The organism is Xanthomonas sp. PPL134, from assembly GCF_040595915.1.
Taxonomy (GTDB): Bacteria; Pseudomonadota; Gammaproteobacteria; order Xanthomonadales; family Xanthomonadaceae; genus Xanthomonas_A; species Xanthomonas_A indica.
In genome coordinates this window covers 1-15934 of the sequence record NZ_JAMDLL010000016.1, presented here as the reverse complement: position 1 = coordinate 15934, position 15934 = coordinate 1, and the positions used below count along the sequence as shown (strand labels likewise).

The following is a 15934-nucleotide window of genomic DNA, read 5'->3' as shown; positions in this document are numbered from 1 at the left end:
ACCCATACCTGCCTCGCACCGCATCGGCCGACCGACCGGTCGCTTCACCGCCACGCTGCGAACGCCCGCGCCACCGCTTCGGCGCCGGGATCGATCACGCCGCGCAATGCGTCCGCCGGCACCGCGGCGGCGCGGCCGGCACCAGCGCGGGTGAGCTGTGCGGTGGCATCGGCGCCGGCGCGGGCGGCGTGCGCGGCGGCGTCCACGCCGGCACCCTGGGCCAGGGCGTCCAGCGCCGGCAGCAAGGCATCGAGCAGGGTGCGGTCGCCGCGTTGCGCGCCGCCGTAGTGCTGCATCCGCGCCACGCCGGCCTGCAGCGCCTGCACCCAGTCGCGCCCCTCCGCCAGGGCGCCGGCAGCGGTGGTGAACAGGATCGACAGCAGCACGCCGCTGGAGCCGCCCATGCTGTGTTCGATCGTCGCCGCCAGCCCGCGCGCCAGTGCGGCGGCGTCGCCGGTGGCCAGCGCATCCGTGTCCAACGCCTGCTGCAGGGCGCGTGCCCCGGCGGCGAAGGTGCTGCCGGCGTCGCCATCGCCACTGCGCGCGTCCAGGGCGTCCAGTTCCGCCTGCGCGGCGATCAGTGCCTGCGCCACCCGCGCCAGCGCTGCGGCGCACTGCGCATCGCGCGTGCCCTGGCGGTGGCTGTCGTCGCGCTTCAGTGCCGGCGCAAAGGTCCGCACCGCGTGCGGCACGCGCACGCCGGGCCAGCCCAGGGTCTGCACCGGCACCTGCAGCGCGGCGAGCACGTCGGCGTCGGCCGGGGCGAGGGTGATCGAGAAGCCGTGCATGTCCATCGAGGTCATCAGCGCCGCCGGCACCACCATCAGCGCCACCCGCTTGACGCCGATGCGTTGCAGCGCCAGCCGCGTCAGCACGCCCAGTTCCTGCGTCGAGCAGCCGCCGAGGTCGTTGAGCATCAGGACCAGTGGCGCGTCGGTGCCGAAGCGGGCATTGGCCTGTGCCAGCAGCGGGTCCAGCACCAGCGCCAGGGCTTCCTCCACCGTGCTCGGCTGCACCGGCCGCGCGCCCGGTTCGTTGTGGATGCCCAGGCCCAGTTCCGGCGCGCGGCGGCCGACGTGCTGGCCGGGCACGCTGCAACTGGACAAGGCCATGCCCAGCGACAGCAGGCGGTCGGCGAAGGCCTGGCCGCGCTGCGCCAGGTCGGCCAGCGGCACGCCCTCGCGCGCCAGGTGGCCCACGTACTTGTGCACCAGCACCGTGCCGGCGATGCCGCGCGGTTGCGTGGCGTCGGGCAGGGCGATGTCGTCGGCGACCAGCACGCTGGCCACGTCGATGCCCTCGGCGCGGGCACGCTCGGCGGCCAGGCCGAAATTGAGCCGGTCGCCGGTGTAGTTCTTGATCACCAGCAGCACGCCGGGCGCGTCGGCGCAGGCGCGGATCGCCGCCAGCACCGCTTCCACCCCGGGCGAGGCGAACAGGTCGCCGGCGATGGCGCCGCTGAGCATGCCGGGGCCGACGAAGCCGGCATGCGCCGGCTCGTGCCCGGCGCCGCCGCCGGACAGCACCGCGACCTGGCGCGGATCGCGCGCGGCCTGCAGCACGATGCGGGTGCCGCTGCCGGTTTCGGACAGCCGCAGCGGTTGCAGCATGGCCACGGCCGCGAGCACGTCGTCGACGATGGCGCGGGGGGCAGTGAGGAACTGGTCCATTCGGGTCTCCTTCGCGGGCAATGCGGGCCTGCCGCGCACGGTAGCCGAGCCGGCGTTATGCACGGCTGAGGCGGCACCGCTCACGCACGTGGCCAGCGGAATCGGCGAGAATCGCCGCTCACCCCGAACGGAATCCCCGCATGGCCGGCGCCAGCCTGTTCACCCTGCTCGACGACATCGCCACCCTGCTCGACGACGTGTCGATCCTGACCAAGGTCGCGGCCAAGAAGACCGCCGGCGTGCTCGGCGACGACCTGGCGCTGAACGCGCAGCAGGTGACCGGCGTCAACGCCGACCGCGAACTGCCGGTGGTGTGGGCGGTGGCCAAGGGCTCGCTGCTGAACAAGGCGATCCTGGTGCCGGCGGCACTGGCGATCAGCGCCTGGCTGCCGTGGGCGATCACCCCGCTGATGATGATCGGTGGCGCCTTCCTGTGCTTCGAGGGCGTGGAAAAGCTGGCGCACCGTTTCCTGCACTCGAAGGAAGAGGACGCGGAACGTCGCGCGCAGCAGGTGCAGGCGCTGGCCGACCAGCAGGTGGACGTGGTGGCGCTGGAGAAGGACAAGGTCAAGGGCGCGATCCGCACCGACTTCATCCTCTCGGCCGAAATCATCGTGCTGTCGCTGGGCGTGGTCGCCGGCGTGCCGTTCGTGCAGCAGGTCGCGGTGCTGGTGGCGATCGCACTGGCGATGACCGCCGGCGTCTACGGCCTGGTCGCCGGCATCGTCAAGCTCGACGACCTGGGCCTGTACCTGAGCCGCAAGGGCGCCGCCGCCGCGACGATCGGCCGCGGCATCCTGTGGCTGGCGCCGTGGCTGATGCGCACCCTGTCGGTCGCCGGCACCGCGGCGATGTTCCTGGTCGGCGGCGGCATCCTGGTGCACAGCATCGGCCCGCTGCACCACGCCATCGAGGCCATCGCCCCGAGCGGCGGCCTGGGTAGCCTGGTGCTCGCCTTGGGCAATGCGGTGGTGGGAATCGTGGCCGGTGCCGTGGTGCTGGCGGTGGTGTTGGGCGTCAAGAAGGTGCGGGATAGGGATTAGGGATTGGAGATTCGGGATTCGCAACAGCGAGCCAAGCGCGCCGCTCTTGCCAATCCCCGATCCCGACTCCCCAATCCCGCGCCGGCCACGCCGGCGCCAGCTACTCCGCCGAAACCACCCGGTTCTTGCCGGCCTTCTTGGCCTCGTACAGCGCACGGTCGGCGCGACGGATCAGTGCGTCCTGCGCTTCGCCGGGCTGGCGCAGGGCGACGCCGGCGCTGAAGCTGACGAACACGCGCTGGTCCTCGTGCACCACCGCGCGCTGGGCCAGCGCACGCTGCACCCGGGTCACCGCCGCGCTGGCTTCGAAGATCGTGCAGTCCGGCATCAGCAGCACGAATTCCTCGCCGCCGAAGCGGGCGACGGCGTCGCTGGCGCGCAAGGTGGTGCGCGCCACCTCCACCACGTGGCGCAGCGCGCTGTCGCCGCCGGGGTGGCCGAAGGTTTCGTTGAGCTGGCGGAAATCGTCCAGGTCCAGCATCGCCACGCACAGCGGTTGCGCGCTGCGCTCGGTACGCACCAGTTCGCGCGCGAACAGATCCTCCAGCCCACGACGGTTGAGCGCGCCGGTGAGTTGGTCGACCCGCACCAGGCCGCTGACGTCCTGCAGTTCCTGCTCCAGGCGCAGGATGCGCTGCTCGGCCGCCTCCACTTCCTGGCGCGCGGCGATCAGGTGATCGCGTGCGCGCAGCGCCTGCTCCTGCACGTGGCCGGTGTCCTGCAACACTTCCTGCAGCAGGCGGTTGAGATCGGCGATGCTGCGCGCGTCGCGGATGGTCTGCGAATAGTCGGCGATGCGGTCGTGGAATTCGCCGGTGCTGGCGGCCATGCCGTCCAGATCTTCGACGAAGCTCAGCATCAGGTCCTTCATCGCCTCCTTGGATTCGGCGATGCCCTGCTTGAGCAGGCCCTGCTTGTAGATCACCTCGCGCAGGCTGCCGCGCGCCTCCTCGATCGAGTAGCGGTCCAGCGGCCCGGCGATCAGGTCGCGCACCACCGCGATCTGGCCCTGCAGCCAGCTGGTGTCGTCGAGCAGTTCGCCGACGTTCTCCAGCAGCAGGTCGAACAGGCTCAGCAGCAGCGCCTGCTGCTCCTGGCTGTCGTTGGCGCGCAACGCGATCTGGTGGCACAGCTCGCGCACCTGCTGCGCCACCGGCTCCAGCGGTTGCCCGGGCCGCCACTGACGCAGCGCCTCGCCGCTGGCCTCGGCTTCGCCGGCCAGTTCGGGCAGGGTGTGCAGCAGCGCCGCCAGCGCGCCGGCCACGGTCTGCCGCAGCAGGTCGCGCAGGCGCTCGCTGTCGCTGGGCCCGGCCAACGGATCTTCGACGTCGATGGTGCGGATGTACTTGTCGATCAACTGGCGCAGCGCGCGGCCATAGCTGGGCCAGTCGCCGCTGCTGGCCGCCGATTGCAGGCGCCGGCCCATGTCGCCCAGCTCGCCGTGCAGCGCGGCCATGCCGTCGGCGAAGGCGCCGAGCAGGCCCAGCGGCTCGTGCGCCTGCTGGAACAGGTGGATCAGCGCGGCGGTGGCGGCAGCCGGGTCGGTCGCGGCCGCCGCAGGAAGCGCCGCATGGGCGTGCTTGTGCCCATGGCCCTGCCCATGCGCGCGCGCCGGCAGCGTCGCGGCCGCCACTGGCGCCGGATCGCGCCGACGCGGCGACAGCAGCTTGCGCAGTCCGCTGATCGGCGGCTCGTCGCGTTGGTCCGACATGCCAGCCGGTTCCTCCCCAAGGTCAATGCGCCGCCCATGGTGGCGCTCAGGATCTGGATATCGGCGCCGGCGGTGCGCGCTTGAGCGGGCGGACGGTGGGTCTGTGAAGCGCACTCCATTGCCGTCGCACCCTCACCCCGGCCCCTTGCTTCCTTCTCCCTCCGGGAGAAGGTGCCCCCAAGGGGCGGATGAGGGTCGGGTGGCTAGGGACGTGTCTGGGGACGAGGTTCCCTGGCGGTCGCACCCTCACCCCCAACCCCTCTCCCGGTGGGAGAGGGGAGCGCGTGCAATGGCGCTGTGCAGAACGCGCACGGCGCTGGCACTCTGTCGGCCGCACCTCCCGCGGCGCCCCCACCTCCACGGAGACTACGCATGGCCGATTCCCGCGAACCGCTGCTGCACCCGGTCCCGATCCTGTCCCTGCGCCCCACGCAGATGACCGTGGGCTTGCGCGAGGTCAAGGAGAAGCGCAAGCGCTGGCGCGCGCATGCGTCCAGGCACACGCAGGCCGAACTGCTCGGCACGCACATGATCCCGGTGGTGCTGGGGCCGGACGGCAGGTACTACGTGGTCGACCACCACCATCTGGCGCGGGCGCTGCACGACGAAGGGGTGAAGGACATCCTGGTCACGGTGATCGCCGACCTCAGCGTGGTCGACAAGGCCGCGCTGTGGAGCGTGCTGGATCATCGGCGCTGGGCCTATCCCTACGACGCCAAGGGCGAGCGCCGTCCGTTCAAGGACATGCCCACGTCGATCGCGGACCTGAAGGACGACCCCTACCGCAGCCTCGCCGGCGAGATCCGTCGCGCGGGCGGCTATGCCAAGGACACCACCCCGTTCAGCGAATTCCTGTGGGCCGACCTGTTCCGCCGCCGGCTGCGACGCCGCGACATCAAGGAGGATTTCGCACGCGCCGTGGAGACCGCGCTCGCGCTCGCCAGGAGCCGGGACGCGAGCTACTTGCCGGGCTGGTGCGGGCCGTCGTCCGACGACTGATCGGTCGCCGCGGCACCGTGCGGCTTGCCGCCCAGGACCGTGTGCAACGCGCGCTCGACGCGGCCGCCGAACAACAGGATGACGAAGGCGATGGCCAGCGACACGGCCACGATCTGCCACTGGCCGGCGCCGCACATGATGCCGATGCAGGCGGTGAGCCAGACGCAGGCGGCGCTGGTCAGGCCATGCACCCGGACGTGTTTCTGCGTGTGATAGATCACGCCGGCGCCGAGGAAGCCGATGCCGGTCAGGATGCCCTGGATGACGCGGCTGCCGGCGTCGGTGAAGCCGCCCTTGCCCAGCGGGTCGGCCAGCAGCACCACCATCGCGGTGGCCAGGCCGACCAGGCCCAGGGTGCGGATGCCGATCGGCTTGCCGTGCAGGTCGCGGTTCAACCCGATCGCCGCGCCGGCGAGCGCGGCGATGCCCAGGCGCACGGCGATGTCGGACAGGTCGATCAAGGCAGGTCTCCTGGTGGATGAGGCGCCGTGGACGGCCGCCCCATCATAGGGACGCCGGCCGCGGGCATGCCGCGCACGCCGCGGGGCGGGGTCAGAGCGCGGCGCGGACCTCGTCCAGGCTGGGCGGATTGGCGCCGGCGCGGGTGCAGTTGATCGCCGCGGCGGCCACGCAGAACTGCAGCAGGCGCTCCAGCGCGGCCGGCTCACTGCCCAGCGCCGCCAGCGCGGCCGGATCGGGCAACTGCTGCAGCAACGCCGCCTGGAAGCTGTCGCCGGCGCCCACGGTATCGGCCACCTGCACCACGCGGCCGGGCACGCGCGCTTCGCTGTCGCCGCGCCAGGCCACGGCACCGTCGCCGCCCAGGGTCATCACCACCAGCGACGGCCCCTGCTGCAGCCAGCTGCGGGCGACGGCGAACGGATCCTGCTGCGGATACAGCAGTTCGATGTCTTCCTGGCTGACCTTGACCACGTGCGCCAGCGCGATCCAGCGCGCCAGCCGCGCGCGCCACACCGCCATGTCCGGCTCCACCGTCGGCCGCACGTTGGGGTCCAGCGAGATCAGGCGCTGCCCGCGCTCGCGCTCGGCCAGCGCCTGGAAGGTGCTGGCGGTGGTCTCGGCGACCAGGGTGTAGGAGCCGAAATGCAGGCCGCCGACGCGCGCGTCCAGCGCCGGCAGGTCGGCTTCGGTCAGCGCGCGGTCGGCGCAGCCGGTGCCGTAGAAGGCGTAGTTGGGCACGCCGCCGGCATCGAGCGCGACCATCACCAGGGTGGTCGCCTCGCGCTTGTCGATGCAGTAGTCCAGGGCCACGCCTTCGCCTTCGAGGGTGGTGCGCAGCTGGCGGCCGAGCGGATCGGTGGACAGGCCGGTGAACAGCGCCGACGGCGCGCCCAGGCGGGCCAGGCCGATGGCCACGTTGAACGGCGAACCGCCCTGGCGCGCGGTCATCCCGACCGAGGTGCCGGCATAGCCGTCAATGAAGATGTCGTACAAGGCCTCTCCGCACACCACGAACATCGAACCGCTCCTCGTCAGGTTGCAGCGCGCCGGCCGGCGCGATGGGGCGGCTATTGTGGCGTACCTGCTGCGGCGCGGCGACCGGGCGGGGTTGAGGTAGGCGCGGGGCGGTCGGCTGCGGTGTGGGGTGGAGGCTTGGCTGGCGCTTGGACCCTGATCTAGGGAGGATGCCTGGCTTGCGCCCGTACCCTCATCCGCCCCTTCGGGGCACCTTCTCCCGGTGGGAGAAGGGAACAGCCGTGCGCCCATGGCCCCTCTTCCGCCGGGAGAGGGGTTGGGGTGAGGGGAGGGGCGCGCAGCGCCTTGTGGATCCTGGACGCCAGTTGCACGGTGTTGTGCTGATGCATTTGGCCGCGTGTTGGCGTGTAGGGAGGAAGCCTGGCTTGCGCCCGTACCCTCATCCGCCCCTTCGGTGCACCTTCTCCCGGTGGGAGAAGGGAACAGCCGCGCGCCCATAGCCCCTCTCCCGCCGGGAGAGGGGTTGGGGTGAGGGTGGGAGCGCGCAGCGCCTCGTGGATCCTGGACGCCAGTTGCACGGTGTTGTGCTGATGCATTTGGCCGCGCGTTGGCGTGTAGGGAGGAAGCCTGGCTTGCGCCCGTACCCTCATCCGCCCCTTCGGGGCACCTTCTCCCGACGGGAGAAGGGAACAGCCGTGCGCCCATGGCCCCTCTCCCCCGGGAGAGGGGTTGAGGTGAGGGGAGGGGCGCGCAGCGCCTCGTGGACCACACCCGCACACAAGCACCCCCGACAGCACCTTCCCGTCCTCCCTGCGATAGTCGGAACCTCCCCCGCCAGCCTCCAAGGACGCTTCCATGAAAATCCTGCTCGCCGGCGCCACCGGCCTGGTCGGTGGTCATGCGCTGACCCAGTTGCTGGCCGAGCCGGCGTGCAGCGCGGTGATCGCGCCGACCCGGCGCGCGCTGGGCCTGACCCATTCCAAGCTGCACAACCTGGTACTGGACTTCGATGCATTGCCGGCGCAGGCGCCGTGGTGGCAGGTGGATGCGGCGATCTGCGCGCTCGGCACCACGATGCGCCAGGCCGGCTCGCGCGAGGCGTTCCGTCGGGTCGATCACGACTATCCGCTGGCGATCGCGCAGCGACTGCGCCAGCACGGGGCCGAGGCCTTCGCGCTCAACTCCGCGCTGGGGGCGAATCCGCGCTCATGGGCGTTCTACAACCGCGTCAAGGGCGAGCTGGAGAACGACCTGCGTGCGCTCGGCTATCCCTCGCTGACCCTGGTGCGGCCGGGCCTGATCGGCGGCGAACGCGCGCAACGCCGTCGCGGCGAGCATGCCGCCAGCCTGGTGCTGCGTGCGCTGGGACCGCTGCTGCCGCGGCGCTACCGGATCAATCCGGCCGAGCGCATCGCCGCGGCGCTGGTCGCGGCCGCGCTGCAGCCGCGTCCGGGCGTGCAGGTGATCGAGGCGGCGCAGTTGGTGTAGGAGCCGGGATTGGGGATTGGGGATTGGGGATTCGGGAGTGGAGAGCGTGCGCGAGTTCGCAGCATTGCGTGTGCGATAGCGACAGCCAAGCCATGGGGCGATCGTCTGCAGCGCGGCGTCGTCGCCAGGCCACATCAGCACCGCATCGCGTGCAGCCCACGCTCGCCGTAGCGCGCTCGCGTGCATTGGCCGCGGACGTACGCGCGACCCGCCTAGGCGCCCAGCGATTGTCCGCCGTCCACCGCCAGCACCTGGCCGGTGATCCAGCGCGCCTGCGGCGAGGCCAGGAACAGCGCCGCGTTGGCGACGTCGTCGAGTGCGCCGAAGGCACCGAATGGAATGCTGGCGCGGATGTGCCGGTACAGCTCGGGCTGCTGCTGGCGGCGCTGCTCCCACAGGCCGCCGGGGAACTCGATGGAACCGGGCGCGATCGCATTGACCCGGATCCGCTCGCGCGCCAGCTGCGTCGCCAGCGTGGTCGTGTAGTAGTTCAGCGCCGCCTTCGCCGCCGAATACGCCGGCACGCGTGGCGTCGGCCGCAGGCCGTTGATCGAACTGATGTTGAGGATGCAGCCGCGGCCGCTGGCGCGCAGCCGTGGCAGCGCGGCGCGGTTGCAGCGCACCGCGGCCATCAGGTCGATGTCGAAGCCGGCCTGCCAGCTGGCATCGTCGTCGCCATGGCCGTAGCCGGAGGCGTTGTTGATCATCACGTCGATGCCGCCCAGCGCGTCTGCGGCCTGCGCCACCCAGCCCTCGATCTGTGCGGCGTCGGCCAGGTCGCAGCACTGCGAGGCGACCGGGTGGCCGTGGTGCTGCAAGTGTGCGGCGGCGTCGGCCAGCGGCGCGGCACTGCGCGCGCAGATCGCCACGGCGGCGCCGTGGCGGGCGAAGGCGTCGGCGATGGCGAGGCCGATGCCGCGGCTGGCGCCGGCGACGAGGACGCGGTACCCCGCGAAGGCGGACGGATCGGTCATCGGTGGCTCCTGCATGGCGGTGGGGCGTGCGCCCATTATCCGCGCATTCCACAGCGCGCGGCTGCTTCTGGCACCATGGCGGCCCGTGGCACGCGCCGCCATGGTGCGCCCGCCGCGCCGCCGCGCTGCGCTGGCCGCCGCATTCCCTTTCCAGGATTTCCCGCAGTGAAGAAGACCTACCGGCTCCGCATCGAAGGCAAGCATCCCGACCGCCTGCTCGACGCCGCCAAGCACGACATCCGCAAGTACATCCGCCGCGAGCGCCGCAAGACCCTGCCGGCCGGTGCCGACTACTGGGACTTCGACACGTTGTTCGGCACCGAGGAAGCCACCGCCGCGGTGCTGCCGCCGGCCGAGCTGCTGCGCGCGGTCGACGCGTTGGTCGCTGCCGGCGGCGAACAGTTCTACGTGGAAATCCGCAGCCGGGCGTGCACGCGGCCGCCGCGGGCCAAGGGCGGCCAGGACGAGAGCGGGCACGACCTCTTCGAGGACTGAGCGCGATCCGGCGCGCCCGCTGCGTCGGGGCCCGCGCGGCGCCGCTCAGCCGCGCGCGGGCGGTTCTCCGTCTTGCGCACGTGCCGCGCGCAGCCGGTCCTTCTTGCTCGGCCGCTTGCCCTTGATGCCGCCGGTGGAGGCTGCGACCTCCGTGGTCTGTGCGGCCGCCGGGAGCGGTGCCGGCGTCGGCTCGAAACCGGGGATGCGTTCGCGCGGCACGCGCACGCCCTGGCGTTTTTCGATCAGGCGCAGATGCGCCGCGCTGGCCGCATCGACGAAGCTCAGCGCCTGACCCTCGGCGCCGGCGCGCGCGCTGCGGCCGATCCGATGGGTGTAGTCCGCGGTGGAACGCGGCAGGTCGTAGTTCACCACCACCGGCAGCGCGGCGATGTCGATGCCGCGCGCGGCCAGGTCGGTAGTCACCAGCACCTGCAGCTGCTGCTGGCGGAACGCGTCCAGGGTGCGCTGGCGCCGGCCCTGGGCCAGTTCGCCATGCAGCGGTTGCGCGGCGATGCCGGCCTTGCTCAGGGCGGTGGCGACCTGTTCGGCGCTGCGCCGGCTGGCCACGAACACCAGTGCGCGCGGCCACGCTTCCTGTTCCAGCAGATGCTGCAGCAAGGCCAGGCGACGGTCGTTGTCGACCTCGATCGCGCGCTGGCGCAGCGTCGCCGGAATCGGTGCGGCGTCGGCGGCGTCGCCGATCCGCCGCGGCGCGCGCAGCAGGCGCGTGGCCAGCGCCGCGATCGGCGCCGGCACCGTGGCCGAGAACAGCAGGGTCTGCCGCGTCGGCGGCAGCAGGCGCAGCAGCCGCTCCAGTTCGGCACCGAACCCCAGGTCGAGCAGACGGTCGGCCTCGTCCAGCACCAGGTGCGCCACCGCGTCCAAGTGCAGGGCGCGCTGCTCCAGCAGGTCCAGCAGGCGCCCGGGCGTGGCCACCACCACATCGGCACCACCGCGCAGCGCCAGCATCTGCGGATTGATCGAAACGCCGCCGACCGCCACCACCACCCGCGGCCGCCGCGGCAGTTCCAGGCCCAGCGCGACGAAGGTGTCGGCGACCTGCACCGCCAGTTCGCGGGTCGGCACCAGCACCAGCACGCGGGTGGAGCGCGCCGGCCTGGCCGCCTGCGCGCAGGCCTGCAGCAACGGCAAGGCGAACGCCGCGGTCTTGCCGGAACCGGTCTGCGCCATGGCCAGCAGGTCGTGGCCGGCGATGATCAGCGGCACCGCCTGCTGCTGGATCGGCGTGGGCGTCTGCCAGCCGGCGCGCGCAAGCGCGTCGGCGAAGGCGGGATACAGCGCGGACGACAGGCCGAGGGAAGCGAACGACATCGGGGAGACGGGCAGCGGCAGGCCATGCGGGTCACGGCGGGCGTGCAGTATCGCCGACCGCGCGCGGTCGGGTGAAGGCGCGCTCAGTGCGGTAGAGCGGGCGCCCGCTCGGCGGCCCGCGCCGCCGCGCGCGCATAGCGCCGCTTCGCCAGCCAGCCGTCGCCCTGCAGGGTCTGCCGCAGCGCCAGGTTGTCGGCATCGTCCGGCGCCAGCCGACAGGCCGCCTCGCACCAGCGCACCGCACGGTCGAAGTCCTGCCAGGTGGGATTGGAGGTCGTGCCATGGAAGTAGCCGAGGCCGCGCATGGCCTCCGCCCAGCCGGCGTGCGCGAACCGGGTGAGCACGCCCAGGATGCGCTCGATCCGCGCCGGGTCGTCGTCGTGGTGGGCGAGGAAGTGGCGCAGGCCGTGCACACAGGCATTGGCGCGGCGGATCGCGCGTTCGGACAGCGTCGGCATGGCCGCGGTGGCTTCCAGGCAGGCGATCTCGCAGTCGTTGGACAGGCGCACCAGTTCGTCGGGTGCCAGCCCGGCGATACCCCCCTGTTCGATGCCGCGGTCGTACACCAGGCTGAGGTTGTACGCGGCCCGCGGAAAACCGTGTTCGGCCGCGCGCCGGTACCAGTGGATCGCCAGCGCCGGGTCGTAGCGGTCCTCGTCCTCGAAAGAACGATAGCCCAGGGCGAACTGCATTTCCGGATAGCCGAGTTCGGCACCGCAGTTGGCCATGTGCTGCAGTGGACCGTGCTGCACCTGCTCGTCGAAGGCGTAGTAGACGTCGTTGAACGGGCACACCTCTTCCGGCGCGGGCAGCGGTGCGAGCGTGGCGGCGTGCCGGTACCACGCCTCGGCGATGGCCGGATCGCGCTGCACGCCTCCCCAGCCGGTATCGCACAGCAGGCCGTAGAGCACGGCCGCATGCGCGCTCTGCGTGCAGCTGCGCGCGGCCAGGGCGCCCAGCCAGTCGGCCTGCAGGTGTCCGCCATGCACCGCAGCATGCAACGCCCGCAGCAGTTGGTGATCGTCCAGGCGCAACGGCGCCGGCAACGCGGCGACGGCCGACAGGTGGGGAACGGCCTGGTCCGGCTGCTCGGCGAAGCTGTACAGCTCCGCCAACTGCAGATGCAGCTGCGCACGGTCGCCATCGTCGTGCGTACGCTGCAACATGGCATGTCCGTGTTGCACCGCCTGCGCGATCGCCTCGGCGTCGTCGGTGTCGATGCTGTCCACGTCGATCGCGTCGAGCCAGGCGACCAGGCGCAGACGCTGACGTTCGCCAGGGTCGAGGCGGGCGGCCAGCGGCCCTTCGGCCAGCGCGAGGATCTCTTCGCGGCTGCCGCCCCAGCGTGGAGTGTGCAGCGTGGCGTAGGACAGCAAGGCCGCGAGTCCATGGCCGCTGTGGCGCAGCGTCAGCGACAGCCAGAACCCTGCCGGCGGCACGGGGTCACCGGGGTCTGTCCTGCCGTCCGGCGCGTGCAGTGGCGCGGGCAGTACCGCGGGCAGGCCGAGGGACGCGAGGTCCCGCGCGTCCGCCGCATCGAGCGTGTCGTTGTCGCTGGGATGCACGCCGTCGCATCGCCAGTGCGTCAGCCAGTCCGGTTCGCCGAAGACCTGCACGCTGCGGGTGAGCAGCGTGCCGAGGATCCACGGCAGCGGAGACCGCGCCATCAACTGCAGCGCGTCTGCAAACAAGTGCCATTGCGCGTGGCGCACCGCCTGCCACTGCGCCGCGCCGACACCTTCCGCCCAGCCCGTGCCACGCGCCTGCAGCGCCCGCTGCTCCCAACAGGCGCAGCGCAGGAGCCGCGGTGCCAGACTGTCCGGAGACTGTTGTTGCCATGCGTCCAGCAGGGCTGGCAGCGCACCGGGGCGGGCCGCCGCGAGTGCACCGGTCTCTTCTACGACCCGCGCGTACAGCCTCGCCTCGCCGGCGGCGTCGGTCGCGGCGAGCAGCGTCCGCAACTGCGCGTCCACCGCGTCGAAGTCTTGGGCGAGCAGGTCATGTTGGAAGGGGGTCAGATCGGCGCGCACGGCTTGCGCGACGGACATGGCGGGATGCATGGGACGTCTCGGATCGGAAGGGAAGTGATAAGCGGAGCCGGTGCCGTTGCGGCGCAAACGACCGGCCCACGCGGGTGACGCAGGCATGCCGTCTCGCCACCGCGGATCGCGGCGCCGCGCGCCGATGGCGGCAAGGCCCTGTTCGCTTCCCGCGCGGCGCGGCAGCGCAGGTGCGGCGTGCCATGCGCTCGCAGGCGGCGCCATCGTTGGGCGCCGAGGATCCGTGAGCATGCAGGCGCTGCGCCGTCCGCGGTGGCGGCTGGCGGTGAAGGCGGCATTGGACGCAGGGAAGAGAAGACGAAAACGGGCACGGAACTGGGGGGCGCCGTCTGCCGTCGTGGATCGCACGCGCGGCGTCACGATGCGGACGACCGGCATGCCGACATGGGGCGTCGAGTGGGGCGCGCAGTATAGGGCAGCGCCGTTAGCGCACCGTCGTCGCCATGGCGTCATCGCCGCGGCCATGCGGGTGCTGCGCGGGCCGATCGCTGCGCCTCCGCGGGTGCGTGCCGACGATGCGCACACCACGCACGTGCAGGGCTCGGCCACGTAGCGCTTGCGTGACGATCGCCGCGCTCTCGGCAGCGCTGTGTCGGCGTGGGTCGGTGCAATGCACGCGCTTGCCGATCTCCATCGTCACACGCCCGGCCACCGCGATCGATGGTCGGGCGTGCGGTGCGGACGTTACTGCGGGCAGCTCACGCCGACGGCGGCGAAGGCATTGCGCACCGCGGTCACCGAACGGCTCAGGTCGCTGGCCGCTGTCTGCACGCCGCAGGCGCCGCTGTTGAAGCTGGTGCTGGGCGTCCAGTACAGCTGGTTGGCGCGGGCGAAGACTTCGAAGGCGCTGCGCGTGTTCCAGCCGGACGTCTTGGCCAGGGTGTAGAAAGCCTTGTTGTAGACGCCCGAAGAGTAGTGGACGTTCATGCCGCTGCTGTAGTTGGCGGCGTTGTCGATGGAGGCGCCGTCCTGGGTCGGGTTGGCCATGTAGCGCAGCGCGCCGCTGGCCTTGACGATCTCCGCGCCCACCAGGAAGTCGTTGCTGCCCTTGAGGTAGTACTCGGTGGCCTCGCCGGCCATGTCCGAGAAGGCTTCGTTGATGCCGCCGGACTGGCCGGAGTAGGTGAGGTTGGAATGCTGCTCGGTGAAGCCGTGCGAGACCTCGTGGCCGGCGACGTCGGCGCTGACCAGCGGATAGAAGCGCGTGTTGCCGTCGCCGAAGTTCATCGTCGAGCCGTTCCAGAACGCGTTCTCGTAGCGCGAACCGTAATGCACGCGCATCACCAGTTGGAAGGTCAGCGGCGCCACGCCGACGTAGCTGCGGTACATCTTCTCGATCACGCCGCCGAAGTAGTGCGCGTCGTTGATCGGCGAATAGGCGCCGTTGATGGCCTTGTAGGTGTTGCGCGAGCAGGTGAACTGGTAGGCGGTGGTGCCGGAGCTGCCGCCGTTGAGGTTCACCGATTTGACGTTGGTGTTCTGCATGCGGCAGTTGCTGTCCACGTCCAGGAAGCCGTGGATGCTGTCGCTGCCGTACTCGTACTGGCCGGTCTTGGTGTTGCCGCCCGGGCCGGTGGCATCGCGGGTGGTCAGGCCCTCCCATTGCTTCAGGATGGCGCCGCTGCGCGCGTCCACGATCACGAACGGCCGGCTCGGCGCGCCGCCCTGCGGCGCATCGGCGAAGAACGACACCACATAGGCCAGATGCGCGCGGTCGCTGTCGTCGAGATAGATCATCTGCGGCGCCTGCGCGCGTTCGATGCGGCGCTCGGCCTGGGCCGCGCCGAGCGTGGCGCGCCGGGCCAGCGTCAGCGCGGCATCGGCGGTCAGCGATGCGCTGGCCGCATTGGCGGCGGTGACCGGCAGTTCGCTGGCCAGCCCGGCCACCGAGCGGCCGAACAGGCTGCGCACGCTGCCGTCGGCGCGCTCGCTGACGATCACCTGTTCGCCCCATACCGGGATGCCGCGGAAGGTCTGCTGGTAGCGGCGGTGCACGGTGCCGTCGGGATCCTCGCTGCTGCCGAGCAGGGTGAGCGCGGATTCGGCATCCAGCCCGATCAGTTCGGCATGGCGCACCGCGGCCGCGGCCGGAATGCCGCCCACACGCGCGGCGGCGCTGCGGTACTGGGTGCCGAGGGTGTCCGGATTCTTGGCATGCAGGTCCACGCGCTGCGCCGCGCTGGCGGACGTGGCCGCGAGCGCCAACAGCAGGGAAGGCAGCAGCACCGACGGACGATGACGACTTGGCAGAGTCATGAGCGAAATCCTCGAACGCGAGAAGGAAGGACGCGCCGGCGCGGCAGCGAAGCGGCCGTGGCGCGGTGACGTGGCATGACGACTGGCAGTGCGGCCGATCGGCGCAGTGCCTCCCCTGTGCAGCGACCATAACGGCGGCGCTGCATCGCGTGGTAGACAGGTTGCGTTCAGAATTTTGCGACGTCGAGACGACGCATGTTGCAACTCCTGATGTGTGATGCGCCGTCGCAGCGGGGAGATGCATCATTGCGGTGGGCCGCGCAAGACCGACACGCGGCGCGTGCAACCTCGCGTCGGGACTGAAGTCCCTCCCACAATGGTGGTGCATCTGCTGCGCCTAATGCAGCAGATGCGCAGACTGCGTCCGGCAGGTTGGCTGATATGCAACGGCGGCACTTCGAAGTGAGCTGCAGCGGCACTCCCGAACTGGCCCCGTAGCGCCTGGTCGTTGCACTGTGGGAGGGGCTTC

At 71.5% G+C, this 15934-nt stretch carries 13 protein-coding genes; 4 read left to right on the top strand and 9 right to left on the bottom strand.

Annotated elements, in window-relative coordinates:
• Positions 1-44: 44 nt before the first annotated feature.
• Positions 45-1670 carry a dihydroxyacetone kinase subunit DhaK gene (locus M3U25_RS18655; RefSeq protein WP_355503367.1) on the bottom strand — a complete coding sequence of 542 codons (1626 nt, stop codon included), beginning with the start codon at positions 1668-1670 and terminating at the stop codon, positions 45-47.
• A gap of 140 nt (positions 1671-1810) precedes the next feature.
• Here M3U25_RS18655 and M3U25_RS18650 point away from each other — a divergent pair, with 140 nt between their 5' ends.
• A complete protein-coding gene (locus tag M3U25_RS18650; RefSeq protein WP_355503369.1) occupies positions 1811-2713 on the top strand; it encodes a DUF808 domain-containing protein in 903 nt (300 codons plus the stop codon).
• Positions 2714-2813: 100 nt separating this feature from the next.
• Here the strand turns inward: M3U25_RS18650 and M3U25_RS18645 are convergent, their stop codons facing one another.
• The gene (locus M3U25_RS18645) at positions 2814-4424 is read right to left on the bottom strand and encodes a diguanylate cyclase (RefSeq protein ID WP_355503371.1); all 1611 of its coding nucleotides are present in this window, start codon (positions 4422-4424) and stop codon (positions 2814-2816) included.
• Positions 4425-4796: 372 nt separating this feature from the next.
• On the opposite strand from M3U25_RS18645, the gene M3U25_RS18640 reads away from it, so the two are divergent.
• Positions 4797-5423: a ParB-like protein gene (locus M3U25_RS18640; protein WP_355503373.1), complete on the top strand. Its 627-nt coding sequence runs from the start codon at positions 4797-4799 to the stop codon at positions 5421-5423.
• On the opposite strand, the gene M3U25_RS18635 is transcribed toward M3U25_RS18640, so the two are convergent.
• The gene (locus M3U25_RS18635; RefSeq protein ID WP_355503375.1) at positions 5384-5884 is read right to left on the bottom strand and encodes an MgtC/SapB family protein; all 501 of its coding nucleotides are present in this window, start codon (positions 5882-5884) and stop codon (positions 5384-5386) included. The genes M3U25_RS18640 and M3U25_RS18635 overlap by 40 nt on opposite strands.
• 91 nt (positions 5885-5975) lie before the next feature.
• Positions 5976-6902, bottom strand: coding sequence for a carbohydrate kinase (locus M3U25_RS18630; RefSeq protein WP_355503377.1), 927 nt, complete (start codon positions 6900-6902; stop codon positions 5976-5978).
• An 813-nt stretch (positions 6903-7715) separates the two neighbouring features.
• On the opposite strand from M3U25_RS18630, the gene M3U25_RS18625 reads away from it, so the two are divergent.
• The gene (locus M3U25_RS18625) at positions 7716-8348 is read left to right on the top strand and encodes an NAD-dependent dehydratase (RefSeq protein ID WP_242159970.1); all 633 of its coding nucleotides are present in this window, start codon (positions 7716-7718) and stop codon (positions 8346-8348) included.
• 212 nt (positions 8349-8560) lie between these two features.
• On the opposite strand, the gene M3U25_RS18620 is transcribed toward M3U25_RS18625, so the two are convergent.
• Complete coding sequence (locus M3U25_RS18620; RefSeq protein ID WP_355503379.1) at positions 8561-9322, bottom strand: SDR family NAD(P)-dependent oxidoreductase; 762 nt, start codon at positions 9320-9322, stop codon at positions 8561-8563.
• Between the two features lie 165 nt (positions 9323-9487).
• Between M3U25_RS18620 and M3U25_RS18615 the strand changes: the two genes are divergently transcribed.
• Entirely contained in the window at positions 9488-9817 is a 330-nt protein-coding gene (locus M3U25_RS18615; protein ID WP_242159972.1) for a DUF6172 family protein, read from the top strand.
• A gap of 45 nt (positions 9818-9862) precedes the next feature.
• On the opposite strand, the gene M3U25_RS18610 is transcribed toward M3U25_RS18615, so the two are convergent.
• From M3U25_RS18610 to M3U25_RS18595, 4 genes are all read right to left on the bottom strand, one after another.
• Complete coding sequence (locus M3U25_RS18610) at positions 9863-11149, bottom strand: DEAD/DEAH box helicase (protein WP_355503382.1); 1287 nt, start codon at positions 11147-11149, stop codon at positions 9863-9865.
• Between the two features lie 83 nt (positions 11150-11232).
• Positions 11233-13587 carry a DUF4034 domain-containing protein gene (locus M3U25_RS18605; RefSeq protein WP_355503384.1) on the bottom strand — a complete coding sequence of 785 codons (2355 nt, stop codon included), beginning with the start codon at positions 13585-13587 and terminating at the stop codon, positions 11233-11235.
• A 46-nt stretch (positions 13588-13633) separates the two neighbouring features.
• Positions 13634-13843 (bottom strand): hypothetical protein, encoded by a 210-nt coding sequence (locus tag M3U25_RS18600; protein WP_355503386.1) that lies wholly within the window; start codon positions 13841-13843, stop codon positions 13634-13636.
• Between the two features lie 50 nt (positions 13844-13893).
• Positions 13894-15465 (bottom strand): M4 family metallopeptidase, encoded by a 1572-nt coding sequence (locus tag M3U25_RS18595; RefSeq protein ID WP_355503388.1) that lies wholly within the window; start codon positions 15463-15465, stop codon positions 13894-13896.
• Positions 15466-15934: the final 469 nt, after the last annotated feature.